Below are 13,555 nucleotides of genomic sequence, written 5' to 3' on the forward strand. Positions count from 1 at the left end.
TTACCATATTAATGGGTTTCGCACGGGCAGGTTGCGTATTACTTCTTCTACTACCGGGGCGTGGTCTAACTTTTTCCAAGTATTCAACCAATTCTTATCGCCATAAGCTTCGGCACCAAAAACCAGGAAGGGATGGGCCACTGGCCAGTTCTCCCAATACATCACATCCTGCTTGAAAGGCCATTTGCTTTTATCGGCTACATAGGGATACAGGTATTCAACTCCTTTTTTAATAGACCGCCCATCGGGTGTTTGAAAGGTCCACAGGTTATCTTCCTTAGTCGATAGAATACGGCAAACCGTTGTCATAGCATCGAGGTTAAAGAGTGAATAACCGTAGGGCTTGGTCCTTCTCAGTTCCTGCGGGAAGCTGCCATCAGCCGCCATTTGGCCGGGCAGCAGCACTGTTTTATAGCGATCGCGACAAAAGTCCATCAATGACTGGTTGGCGGTAAACTTTGCAAAGGCAGCTACCTGCATTACCCAACAGGTGCCGTGGTTGTTGGTGGCATTCATTTCGTCCTTGCCGTACTTGTGGGTTGTTAGCCAATCGAGGTATTGAGCAAACCACTCTTTCACACCTGCCAGCATTGTTTTATCCATATCGCGCGCATCCTGCATTGCGATCAGTGCCTGTACCACTTCCATAAAATGGATCGTATCGATGATACCAATGCCCCGCCCTGTAAACCGGCCTTTGATGGCTTGTGCATACAGGAGGTTGGGATTCATGCGTGTTGCTGTATCAATAAACCAAGCACGGCAATGTTTCACTGCCTGCTGTACATATTTTTGATCGCCGGTAATTTTATAGGCCGATGCGAGAGCGCCCATGATGCGGCTGAACCTGATCATAGCCAGACGGTGGGCTATAAAGTTGTCGGGGTTCGTCATGCCGTCCTTTTGTATATAAGGACTGTCGGGAAATTGTGGGTTGGGCCACCAGTAGTCGCCTTCGGAAAAGAAGTCGTGCCTGCCACCTGCGCTACGGGGGGAGGTGCTGGCAGTAACTGTGACGGGTTGCTGCTGCAAGGCCCAGGCTGCTTCTTTCAATACCTGTTTGCGCAAGGTTTTGCTGATGGCTTTGGTGTAATCGGCTTGTAGCTGCGCGGTTATGCTACCGGATTGCAGCAGCAGCAGTATCACCAAAACAAAAGAGACTATTCTTCCTCTAAGCATTTACAATTCATTTAGCGTCTACAAATTGGGCTAAAGCCCAAAGAAGTTTTGTCTTATAATCCCGGCCCTAAAGGGCCGGGCAATTGTGAAAACAGTCCGAGTTCAAAGTTTAAACTCAAGCTCAATATCAATTTTAAAGCTCAAGCTATTTTCATCTTTTTCTTAATAACCCTTCGCCAAGCTCAGGGTGACAGCTTAAGCCGACGGCATTGGATGTATTATCTAAACTTTCACTTCGTCATCATCGTGAATGTCACTTTTCCAATCGTATTTGGTTTGCCGGTTACAGGTGGTGTAATGCTTCCTTTTGCCTGGCCGCTGGCATCTTTGGTAACGGTGATCGTGCGCCAACTGTATGCTCCTTTTTCATAGTTGAAGGTTTCTCCGTCATCATCATACAGTTTATAGGTGCCCGGCTTTTCACCATAGTAACGGACTTCGAGGTCAACGACTTCGCCTGCTTTGGGTGCATGCAGCATAGCCCGCATCATAGGGATGACTCCTCCGTCTTTTACATATACGGGTATTTTATCCAGTCTTGGTGTTACCGTGATCACTTCTCCGTCACCGGCGTAAGCACCGGTGTAGAAATCATACCATTTCCCTTTGGGCAATATCACTTTGCGGGAGGTTTGTCCGGTGAACAAGGGAGCTACCAGCAAGTATTCTCCTGCCATGTATTGATCTTTGATCTCTTTAGAGGCGGCTTCCGCATAGGGGTTCTGCTCCAGGTTCTCATTCACCGCTTCTTTTTTCACTTCCTGCTTAAAGCCTGCTTCAAGGTTCATGGCCCGGAAAGGTGGTGTTCCTTCATAATGGTATTTGGCAAACTCCGTGTACCAATAGGGCATCATCTGCATGCGCAGTAACGCTAATTGCTTTACCTGTTCTGCTACTTCGGGGTAACTCCAAGGTTTAGTACCGCTCGACCAAGCGTTGATCATGGCCATGGGTGAAAAGATCACTGTTTGAAAGCGGCGCAGCCACTCTTCGCCAGTTTTGGAGGCCCGTACTTCCGGCGTCCACAATACACCGGCAAAGCCGCTATTGATCAATGCCGTGATAAAATCTTCATGGTTATAGTAATCATTGTAGATCACATAGGGGAAAGAAGAAGCGCCACCATTGGAAGCACGCACCAGTCCGAACGTGCGGGAATTCTGCTGGCGGTATATATCTGTGCTGTAACGTTGTGCCAGTACGCCGAATGTTTGCCGCAGTTGCTCGGCACTATTGCCTGAAGGGAAGGTAGCAGCATCCGGCCATAGGTAATGATCGTAACCATCTACTTCATCGATCTTATAACCGCTCACTCCGATGCCCACCTGATCTTTCTTCAACTGATCGAAGAATATCTTGCGTGCCTGTGGCATGGAGAGGTCGGGCACAGCGCCCACCCATACCGTGTGGGATCCAGTGTAGGGTTCTATGGATTTGTAAATAGACGCGTCCGGAGATACGTAAGGATTCAACCACAAATTGATGCGAATACCTTTATCCAACATCTCTTTTACAAATTGTTGTGGCTGTGGAAAGCGTGTTTTATCCCACTCGAAGGTACAGGGATAGGATTTGCTTTGCCATCCTGGTTCCAGACCTATAAAATCCAAAGGGAATCCTTTTTGTTCAAAGTCGCTGGCTTCTTTCTTTACATCATCTGCATTGTACAGTCGTTGTACACGCTGGGTGAAACCCAATCCCCATCGTGGAGGCAGGCAGCCTCCTCCGTTGAATAGGTTGAACCGGCGCACTGCATCGAGGGAAGACGGGCCTGCAAATACATATACTTCTACTCCACCGGCCGGCACTAATATTTCTACTGCGTCTGAATAAGGACGGGCAGCCCAAGATTTATCGAGGTTACGGTCTTTTGCTACCGGAGGATTTTTACTGTCTTTTCGCACACCTGCTCCTGCATATACATTGAGGTACCTGGCTGCATTGATGAATACGCCATATCCTAATGAGGACACATAGAATGGTGTGGGGGAATGTGTGCGGCCATTGTCTTTGCCACCAAAGTGGTCTACATGCAGCTGTAATATCTTGCCACGCTGGTGAACGGTTTGAAAGTTGAGCCCAAAACCATATATCTGTTCTTCTTTTTGCAATGGGAAACGTAAGTACGTTTTACCATCCTGCACGCGGGCGGCAATATCAGCCTTGGCAAAAGGAAAACTTCCTTTGGTGATGGCTGCCAATGCTTCTTTATTGGGAACACTGCCAGCAGCTTTCAACAGATCGAATGCTTCTGGTTTGCCTACTGTAGCTTTCCATACGCCCGGCGCTACTTCCGTCCAGGCAGGAGACTGGGCTCCTACGCTGATAGAAGTGCTTATCAATAAGACAATAAGGTAAATAAACTTAGACCGCTTCATCGAGATGTGTATGTTTTAATGGATCGCCCAATTCACCTGCTCACCACCGTATATGTCTTTCCTTTGACTGTCGGGAACTCGATTACGTATTCTCCTTCTTTACCAATTGACTGTAGCGGCGCCTGGGCATTCTTTTCGTACACTACTTTTCCATATGCAATATTCAACGGATTTGCGTTGCTGCCTTGCGCAGTATTGGCTTTTACTTCCACTATTTTGACAGGGGTAGTGGTTTTAATGCGGCAAACGCCTCCCACTCCCGAAATGATCTTTGCAGTAGCCAGCTTTCCGTTTTTCCACTGAATGTCTACCGTGAAATTGCCTCTTGCTTTGATGCCTTTGATGCTACCAGAAGGCCATGCTGCCGGCAATGCAGGTAAAAAACTCAGGTAGCCTGCATGGCTTTGCAGCAACATCTCCGTAATCCCTGCCGTGGCTCCAAAGTTGCCATCAATCTGGAAGGGTGGATGTGCATCAAACAGATTGGGGTAGGTGCCACCGCCACTCATCTGGCCTTTTTCTTTAAGTGGGTCTATATATGTAAAGGCGTCGCTCAATATCTTATAGGCATGATCACCATCCTGCAGTCTGGCCCACCAGTTGATCTTCCAGGCCATGGACCAACCCGTGCTTACGTCGCCACGATGGATCAGTGATTGTTTGGCTGCCGCTGCCAGTTTGGGTGTTTGCTGTACCGTGATCTGGCTGCCGGGATATAAACCAAACAAATGAGACAGGTGACGGTGTTTATCGTTGGGATCGTCCCAATCGCCATACCACTCCTGCAACTGTCCATACTGACCAATGTGATAAGGATAGAGCTGATCGAGGGCTTGCTGTACTTTGCTCCTGAAGTCAGCATCAATATTTAATACTGTACTCGTCCTTACCACAGCCGTGAATAACTCGCGCAATAACGACATATCCATTGTGCTGGCCAGAGCTACCTGGTATTCTTTTCCTTTCAGCTTGATCGTATTCTCCGGAGAGGTGGAGGGGTTGGTGACTAAGTAAGAGGTTGTATTATCCTTGATGAGCCAGTGCAACATAAACTGTGCTGAACCTTTCATCAGCGGATAGGCTGTTGCTTGCAGGAACTGGCGATCGCCGGTGAACAGGTAATGCTCCCACAGGTGGGTACTGAACCATACACCCGCCATTGGCCAGCAGCTCCAGCGGGGCATGCCGCGCGGATCCCAGTCGTAACCGCCAGGTGGAGATGTTTTGGCCCACAGATCGGAGTTGTGGTGTGTTACCCATCCTTCATCGATGTTGTAATTTACTTTGGCTGTCACCGCTCCGTTCACTGCCAGTTCTTTCATGAAAGCGAATAATGGCTGGTGACATTCGGAGAGGTTCGTATTCTCTGCCAGCCAGTAGTTCATTTCTGTGTTGATGTTGGTGGTGTAGTTGCTGCCCCAGGGTGGCTGTACATGATCGTTCCAGATACCCTGCAGGTTGGCCGGTCTTGAACCTGGCCGTGAACTGGCTATGAGCAAGTAGCGGCCAAACTGGTAATACAGGGTTTGTAGCTGGTTATCATTCTTCGTATTGGCAAATTGTAACAGTCTTTCATCTGTGGGCAGTTTTACAGCTGCTTCATTGATGCCCAGGTCCAGCTTCACACGATTGAACAAAGACTGGTAATCGCTCACGTGGCGCTGCTTTAATTGTGCCCAGGATGAGGCGATTGCTTTCTTAAGGTTGGCGCTTACCTCGACATGCGGGTCTTTGCCTTCTTTACCGGGAGACTTATTAAAACCATTGAAACTGGTGGCTTCTGTCAGGTAGATCGTTACAGCGTCGGCGTTGGTTATCGTCAATTTATTATCTACCTGCTTTACTGTACCCCCTTCTGTTTTGATATATGCCTGTACTTCAAAGTTCATCCCCTCTCCTTTCGGATCATCATCGTATTCTACTTGTTTAGGTTCAGTGTCGCGGTTGGCGACAAACTTTGGCGCCTTGCCTGTGAGCACTAATAGATTATTTGAGGTTGCTTTTGTGCTATATCGTAGTTTACTGGTGAGTGCGGTGGTAAAGCTAATGCTCTTGCTTTTGTTGGCCGTGAGCCTTATCACCATCACTTTATCCGGAAAGCTGGTAAAGCTTTCCCGTTGGTATTGTACGCCGCCTGTAGTGTAACGTACTGTAGCAATCGCGTTGCTCAGATCGAGATCGCGATAATATCCTTTGCCAATTGTATCTGTATAAGGAAACTCGAGCAGCAGATCGCCCATCGGCAGGTAGCGGGCAGAATAAGGGCCTTGCATCTTCTTCCACAGATCGGCAGCTTTGCTATAATCGCCTTCAAATACAGCGTTCCTTACCTGTGGCAATACTGTAGGACCATTGGGATTGTTACCGGGATCGGGATAGCCGCTCCAGAGGGTATTGTCATTAAGCTGGTAACGTTCGGTCTTTACTTTGCCAAACACCATGGCTCCTGTCTTTCCGTTGCCGAGCGGCAAGGCTTCTTCCCAGGCCTGGGCAGGTTTGTTGTACCACAGCTTTAAGTGAGGATCGCTTTGTGCGTTTACTGCGTAGGCGACAATGCATACGGCAACGAGAAAGGCAATGCGTTTCAAATGGTTCTATTTTAGTTTTCTATGCTCTCTTAACTTACCAGCGTTCAGATGGTGAGCCTTCGGCTCACACCTCAAGCCAGAGGCTTGAAAATACCCTCACTCGCCAGAGGCGAGCGAGTGAACGAGTGATCACTTCAATGGCGCTTTTACTTCCTGGCGCTTCTGGTCACGGAAGATGATCAGTTGGGCGGAAGCATGCCATTGTACTTTCATTCGCGCATTCAACAGGTCTTGTATGTTGTTGACTGGTGTACCGGCCAGCTCGAGTATTACATCATTGGGTTGAACGATAGCCTGCCAAGGTGATGTGGACGGTACTTCCAGTATCAGTACACCTGTTTCTTTGTCCATGCCGGTAGCGGAACGTTCGGCCAGGGTGTTGAGGTTCTTTACTTTCATACCTAAAAAGGGTTGTACCTGGTTTGAATCGCCTGATTTAGTATACAGCACCGGTAGGACAACAGGGTGTTGACCGCCTACATTCGCTTTCGAACCAGTGGACATCACACCGAAGGTCATGTAGAAATTCCGGAACCCTATAGTGTTAGCCCCTGATGTTGCTTTTACTCTATAATCGCCTTTGGTAACATCCTCAAACAGCGGGTCGCCAAAGGCGCCATGCTGGTCAACGCCCCATTGCTGCGACTTCTGCCATGCAGCCTGATCAGGCAAAAAGTTGCTGTCTATGCCCTTGCCCCAGTCTTTAATGCCTATGGGCAGGTAAGGCCCCATCACTATATTGTGCATGAAGGTGTCTCTGCTATTGCGAAACCATACATGGGGATGAAAGGAGTTGTTGAGGATGATATTATTTTTAACTACCCGGTGAAATCCTTCGCGCAATTTCAATCCACCGTTCAGACATACATTGTTATAGATATAGTAATTGGATGAACCATCATCAAGATCAATATCCCATCCATTGTCGCAACGAAAGCGGTTACCGAAAATTTTCGTGGGCAGTACCGCATCCAGCATCCAGAGATCGGGATGTTCAGTCATCAATGAATCCATCACTGCCCGTTTGGGATGCCAAAACCGGTCGCGCCCCCAGGAGTTGAAAGCACCATGATCTCCCGTTTCCTGTACAGTATTGTACACATCGTTGTAAGCAATGGTGTGCCCACCCCAGGTCCCGTCGCCTATATTGATACCTGCCCGTGGTGTATTGACAATCGTATTGTTCCTGATATTGATCTCCTGCGCCATGGATATCTGAATGCCCGCTACATGTTTTTCGACAAGTCCAATATCATGTATATGGTTATCTATAACGCTACAATGGTAAGGGAAGTCATCACCTATCGGACCGGGCGTTTTATCCATCTGGTCATAAGGAACAAATTGTTCATACCTGAAAGCAGGAGACCGCACAGCAGCCGGATTGCCTACAAAGCAAACAGCACTACCACCAATGTCTGCAATGGTGCATGTAGTCACATTGGCCCATTGGTTGTAATTGCTGAAGAAAAGGCCGTTGCCACCCAAATTGGTAAACCAGCAATTGTAAATCATACACTGGGCGGTGCGATCAAAAAGTATAGCCCCTGAACGATCGATGGTCCAATCGCTGCGCAACAACGGCTCCCTGTTTTTCATAAAGGTGCGCAGTGTATGTTGAAACCGAAGGCCGATGAACTGAATACTCTTTACGGGTTGTCCTGGTTTCCCCCGTATTGTAATAAGGTTTTCCAATACCGGTACTTCTATTTCTACTTTCTTAATACTCTTTATCCATTTTGCAGGTTTATAGAAAAGCAGGTGTCGTTTATGATCTGCATACCACTCTCCTGTTGTATCCAGTTCTTCGAAGATATTTTCAACATAGCGATAGTTCTTGTGCATAGCTGAAGGGCGGTTATTTTGCCAGCCTCCTTCCATCGTCAGGGTACTGTCTGTAGCCTTGCCAGTAATCAGGTAATGCATGCCACCCCATTCGGAGGTATGCAAAGCATGAATGTATCCACCTACAGGATCTTTCCAGCCTCTGATCCGTTCAGCACTGAGCGCATTGGCTGCCGTGCCATGTAGCGGCATATCTTCCTGCCGGTAGTTGGGATAACGGGCAAGTACCTGCAACTCACCATCCATAAACAACTGGTCAAAAGTGGGCAGGTCAACCGGCAATGTGGCCTGTAGTATTCCATCCCTGAATGGGCGAAATTGCAGCTTCAAGCGTCTTGATCCTTTTATCTCCGGGTAGAGATACTGTATGCCTGTAAAGATCAACGGCCCTTTTCCTTCACGGCTATCCTCCTCCGTAAACACCAGTGCCTGTTTCAGATAATAGATCTCGGACATCAAATATACTTTAACGGAATCGGCGTATTTACGTGCTTCCAGCTTTGCTTTTTCCAGTGTAGCGAAAGGCTGCACTTTTGTACCAGGATTCTTATCATTTCCTTTAACGGAAACATAAAAATCTTTGGCTGCAGCAGCCTGCGCGCACAATAGCAATATGGCAAGGAGTATCCGCATAAGTTATAGAGTAATAGTAGCTGTTGTCATTCCCTCGCTTTTAACGCTCACCACGTTTACGCCTTTGTTTGTTTGCACTTTTATGGTGGCACGGCCATTGTACATCTGTACGTAACGGCTGCCGGAAGAAGTGCCCTGGTTGTCGATCAGCTTACCGTCTCCAGCCAATCCAAAGCGTACCCAGTTGGCAGCATCGAGGCAGGGAACACCTTTTTCATCCAGCAAGACGACTTCTACAGTGGCGATGCCGTTCTCCTGTTTTATCTTTTCAACGCGCAGCCTTGCTGGTTTACCCCAGGTCTCTGTCTGGTATTGGAAAGTGAGGGCATCGCGTACAAATTCTTTTCCCTTGCGGGCGATTACATTGATGGTATTCGTGCCTTTATTAAACCGCAGGTTCCAACGTAGTCCTGCTGCAGGGAAACTCTGTGTATTACGTTTTTTTACACCATAGCTTTTACCATTTACGAACAGCTCAGCCTCCTCACAATTGGAATACACCTTTACCATCTTCTCTTCATCTGCTCCACCCCAGCGTACCGGCCAGCTATGTCCATAAATGCGCACCATGGGTTTGCTGGTCCAATATGACTGGAATACATAGTATACTTCTTTTTTATTGAGATCGCGCTCTACTACTCCTTTTTGGTTCATATAAGGAACCGGGTTGTCAGGGCGCACCGGCGTCGAGAAATCTTTAAAGGGCCATTGGGCAGTACCTGTAAGCCAAGGCATCGTTTCCTGTTCTTTCAGGTGCCAGTCGATGAGGTTACAGATATAGGATTCGCTCCAGTCGCCATCTTTGGAAGCACGTGCAGCGCCACCATAGAGAGATGCATCCCCTGCCCGCTCATCAGCTGTACCGCTGGCTTTTATATTTTGTAATGCTTTATCAGGGCTTTCTGAATGACGGCCGGCATGGCTATCGCCTCCCCACTCTACATGCAGAAAGTGTTTTACTTTTTTGAACTCTTCTTCGGATACGGATTTGTATTCGGTATAAATACCTCTGTACCAGCCAGCCCATATGGATGGTGAGTAGACATCTACAATATCCTTGCAGAAGTCGCAACGGCGGATGGCAGTTTTGCGGGTCGGATCGAGTTTGTGTGACAGGTCGTTCAGCTCTTTCATGAAGGTCCTGATCTTTTCTTTGTCAAACTCCGGGAAGTCGCCGGGCCAATCGTTCTCATTGCCAAGCCCCCAGATGATCACTGATGCATGGTTATAATGCTGCTCGATCATGTTGCGCAGCATGCGTCTTGCCTGCTCCTTGTATACATCGCCACCCAAACCGCCCCGGCACCAGGGAATTTCTTCCCATACTACAATGCCCAGGCTATCGCAGAGATTAAGGATGGTACGCGATTGCTGGTAATGGCCCAACCTGATGAAGTTGACGCCCATTTCTTTCATCATCACCATTTCTGCACGCATCTGTTCATCAGTCATGGCTGCAGCCACGCCTGCATGGTCTTCATGACGGTGGGTGCCACGCAGTAACAGGCGTTTGCCATTCAGCTTGAAGGGGCCATTGTCTACAAATTCAAAATTGCGGAAGCCGATCTTCTCGCGCTGTGCATAATTTCCTTCGGGTCTTTTCAGTGTCACTTCTACTGTATACAGTTTCGGCAACTCTGTTGACCACAATTGTGGTTTCTTGATGGTAAAGGTGGTCAGGTTAATCTCACCTTCACTGATCATCATGTCTTTCGAGAGCTCCTGCACCAGTTTTCCTGCAGGATCGAACAGCTTTACCGACATGGAAGTATTGCTGATACGTTGTGGATTATAAAAGCGTGCTCTCACCGTAAGCTTACCCGCTTTGCCGGCATTATCTGTTTCGGCGAGTGCAAATAGTTTGTCAACTGATAAAGCTGGTGTATATACCAGGTTTAAGTATCGGTAAAGACCGCCATAGAGGTTAAAGTCGGAAAGATCCGAAGGGATCAATTCGAGATCGCGGGCATTATCGGTACGGATAGAAACGGGCACTTTTCCTTTGAATTGTTTTTGGTATACTTCGGTTTGGGTAAACGCATCAACGGCCTCCGTAATATCGACTGTAAATTCATCATACCCGCCTACGTGGGTTCCCACCTTCGTGGTGTATATGTATACTTCTGTTTTCTGTCCGGCTCCTTCGAAATGCAAAAGGGTCCTTCCGTTGGTGTATGGATTCTTAATATCCAGTTGGGTGCGGTACCAGGCGGGGCCCTGGTAGTAGTTTACATCCGGGTCTACTGCATCGGTGGCATTTACGCAGTGGGGCAATGATACATTTTCCCAAAGGGGTACGCTTTCGGGGTTGCCTTTACCCACAGGACGTACAGCTTCCCATATGCCTCCGAGGTCTTGTTTGAGGAATTCCCAGTCGCTGTTCAGTCTTGTGGTTACCTGGCCATGGGCTGGCAAAAAGCATCCAGCCATTACAATACAAGCAATTATAATCCTGTTCATGCTACGAATATCTGGAAACATTGTTTTCAACAGGTAACGGATGCGTTAAAATATCAGCGAAAACGTTGACGGGCATTAAATAAGGTGAGCCGCTACGCCGGGCGGCTTTTGCAGCGCTGCAGAGCGACCCACCTTATTTTTACTTTATATTATTCAGTTCTGTAAGGTGACAAGGCTACGCCGTATACGTGCACGATACCATTGGTAGCGATGTAACCGGCTGACCTGTCGTCGGCTGTTCCATTGTGTACAATGGGACCGAGGTCGCTATTGCTCCTGATCTTGAGCTGGAATTTCCCTTCCTGGTCGAAGCCTTTGCCACTGTTGACCCAACCCAACATAGACTCTTTGGTAGCCGCTGTGCCAGCAGGCAGCAAGGATTGTACATCTTTATTCAGGTTGTTCAGGTCTTCGAAATTGTACTTGCCCTGACCGATCAGGTAGAGGAAATAATTTTTAACGGTTGTCTTATCGTAATCGGTCCATTTGGTAGCAGGTGTTGTTTTAGGAACACCCGTCACCGGATCGAGGACCGGGTTGCCATTGACATCTTTTTGCACGATGGGATAACTGAACCATATACCTCCTACTACCTTACCGGTTGCATCCAACCTGCGTACTGCTTCATTGTGCAGAAAGATAAAAGTGCGGTCCGGTTTGTCGTATTCAGCGAGGTCGATACCTGCATATTCCAATCCCAGTCTCATCCATTTGAACACCGTGTCTTGTGGCGTGGCGCCGTATGACCTGTTTTCCAGGAATTGGCGTACACTGATGTTGATGTGTGGGTCGAGGGTTTGCGGGACGTAGTCATAATCTTCCTGGCGGCTCAGGCCAAAGAGTTTCTTACAGCCGGGCAGCAGCACTACTACGGTGAGCGCCAGCAGGCATGTACGTACTATTGTTCTTATGTTCAATTTCATGATAGTAAGTTTTAATCTGAGTAAGCAGCATTTTGTTTCAGCTTCTTATTGGCATTGAGCACCGACCTATTGATGGGCCATAATACTTTCCGCAGATCGGGAAAGCCCACCTGGTCGCTACCTGCCGCCAGCTGGCGTCTTTTCAATACAGGGTCCATCACTTTTTGAACGTGGTTGGTGCGCACCAGGTCGAACCATCTCTTACCTTCTCCATAGAGTTCATATTGTCTTTCCTGGAGGATGGCGTCTTCCATTGCTTCTTTGGTAGCTACTAACGGATCACCAGCAGTATACTCTGTGAGCCCTGCACGTTTGCGGATAAAATTCAGGTACTTCAGCGCGCCTGGCAGGTCGTTGTTGCCATTTAGTGCTTCTGCATACAACAGGTACATATCTCCCAGGCGGTACATCGTTACATAGGCTGGTATTTCCTCAGATCCAGTGGCAAAAGTCCATTGGCCTGTTGGGTTGGCTGGTGTAGCATAATACTTAATAAACCTATCGCGGTTATTGGCATACACATCATGTGTTTGCCTTACGCGGATATCGGGCAATGGCGTGGTGTTCTGATAAAGCAGGAACCAGTTTTGCCACATGCCCTGGTCAATGATGTATTGTTTGTTATTGGGTGTAAATGAAATGCTCATACAGGCGCAACCACTGGCGGTAAACGACCAGTCGAGCGTCCAGATGCTTTCTATGCTGGTAGCCGGGGTGGTAAACATCTGCTTCCAGGTAGCTGTGGGATGCAGATCGCCAATCACATTGCCGCCATATACTTTACCTGTAGGTGCTTTCGCTTTAAACAGGTTCTGTATCCAGGTAATGGCATTGGGATAATCTTTCTTCCACATATATACATCGGCCATCATGGCGCAGATAGCACCTTCGCCAATATACCAGGTTGTGGGAGTCTGGTTCTTCAGTATTAATGAATAGGCTTTTTCGAGGTCTTTCAGGATTATTTCGTCGATGATCTTTGAAGCTGATTCCCGTGAACGCTGGGAGCTGTCGGCCAGTGATTCGAAAGGTTCTGTCCAAATGGGTGCATCGCCCCATACACGCACGATATAGAAATAGCACATCGCACGCATGGCATAGCTTTCTGCCAGCGCCTTGTTGATCACGTCCTGCGTTACGCGGGCATCGTATTGGGCAGCACCTGCTACCTTCTTGATATTTACATTGGCGCGGTAGATCACATTGTATAAACCTGTCCAGGAAGCAAACTCATTGTCGGGTGTGAGGCCGTTCAATGTTATTTCATTCACCTGGTTGGTTGTGTAGCTCAGGAAGCGTTCAAAGTTATCGGAGCGGTGTTCGCCCCAGATGTGGTAACGGTCTTTGTATTGTGCATCGCCCACCATCTGGTCCTGGAATAAGCGGTACATACCAGATACTGATGCATCTACATCGTATTTACTTTTGAAGAACTGTGATTCCCCTACTTCCGCCAACGGGTTCTGGGTAAGGAACTTCTTGCAACTGCCCATCACCAGGATCAACAGCAGCAAGGCGGGTATATATATTCGTTTGTTGTGCATTGCAA

General features: G+C 48.0%; 7 protein-coding genes. All 7 read right to left on the minus strand.

Annotated features, from left to right (window positions below; translation table 11 throughout):
- The 7 genes from AC5JBY_RS32270 to AC5JBY_RS32300 all read right to left on the minus strand — a co-directional run bounded on the left by AC5JBY_RS32270 (position 1) and on the right by AC5JBY_RS32300 (position 13,550).
- Complete coding sequence (locus AC5JBY_RS32270) at positions 1–1,179, minus strand: alginate lyase family protein (RefSeq protein ID WP_495908835.1); 1,179 nt, start codon at positions 1,177–1,179, stop codon at positions 1–3.
- A 230-nt stretch (positions 1,180–1,409) separates the two neighbouring features.
- A complete protein-coding gene (locus AC5JBY_RS32275) occupies positions 1,410–3,557 on the minus strand; it encodes a glycoside hydrolase family 31 protein (RefSeq protein WP_495908836.1) in 2,148 nt (715 codons plus the stop codon).
- A 32-nt stretch (positions 3,558–3,589) separates the two neighbouring features.
- Positions 3,590–6,145, minus strand: a complete 2,556-nt coding sequence (locus AC5JBY_RS32280; RefSeq protein WP_495908837.1) for a glycoside hydrolase family 95 protein — start codon at positions 6,143–6,145, stop codon at positions 3,590–3,592.
- 129 nt (positions 6,146–6,274) lie between these two features.
- Positions 6,275–8,623 (minus strand): right-handed parallel beta-helix repeat-containing protein, encoded by a 2,349-nt coding sequence (locus AC5JBY_RS32285; RefSeq protein WP_495908838.1) that lies wholly within the window; start codon positions 8,621–8,623, stop codon positions 6,275–6,277.
- Positions 8,624–8,626: 3 nt separating this feature from the next.
- Positions 8,627–11,083 (minus strand): glycoside hydrolase family 2 protein, encoded by a 2,457-nt coding sequence (locus AC5JBY_RS32290; RefSeq protein ID WP_495908839.1) that lies wholly within the window; start codon positions 11,081–11,083, stop codon positions 8,627–8,629.
- Between the two features lie 149 nt (positions 11,084–11,232).
- Positions 11,233–12,006, minus strand: coding sequence for a hypothetical protein (locus AC5JBY_RS32295; RefSeq protein ID WP_495908840.1), 774 nt, complete (start codon positions 12,004–12,006; stop codon positions 11,233–11,235).
- Between the two features lie 11 nt (positions 12,007–12,017).
- Complete coding sequence (locus AC5JBY_RS32300; protein ID WP_495908841.1) at positions 12,018–13,550, minus strand: RagB/SusD family nutrient uptake outer membrane protein; 1,533 nt, start codon at positions 13,548–13,550, stop codon at positions 12,018–12,020.
- Between the last annotated feature and the right edge of the window lie 5 nt (positions 13,551–13,555).

It is taken from the genome of Paraflavitalea sp. (genome assembly GCF_059502485.1).

Coding starts and splice junctions, on each gene's coding strand:
- AC5JBY_RS32295 (WP_495908840.1), bottom strand. CDS start 12,006: ATGAAATTGAACATAAGAACAATAGTACGTACATGCCTGCTGGCGCTC.
- AC5JBY_RS32290 (WP_495908839.1), bottom strand. CDS start 11,083: ATGAACAGGATTATAATTGCTTGTATTGTAATGGCTGGATGCTTTTTG.
- AC5JBY_RS32300 (WP_495908841.1), bottom strand. CDS start 13,550: ATGCACAACAAACGAATATATATACCCGCCTTGCTGCTGTTGATCCTG.
- AC5JBY_RS32285 (WP_495908838.1), bottom strand. CDS start 8,623: ATGCGGATACTCCTTGCCATATTGCTATTGTGCGCGCAGGCTGCTGCA.
- AC5JBY_RS32275 (WP_495908836.1), bottom strand. CDS start 3,557: ATGAAGCGGTCTAAGTTTATTTACCTTATTGTCTTATTGATAAGCACT.
- AC5JBY_RS32270 (WP_495908835.1), bottom strand. CDS start 1,179: ATGCTTAGAGGAAGAATAGTCTCTTTTGTTTTGGTGATACTGCTGCTG.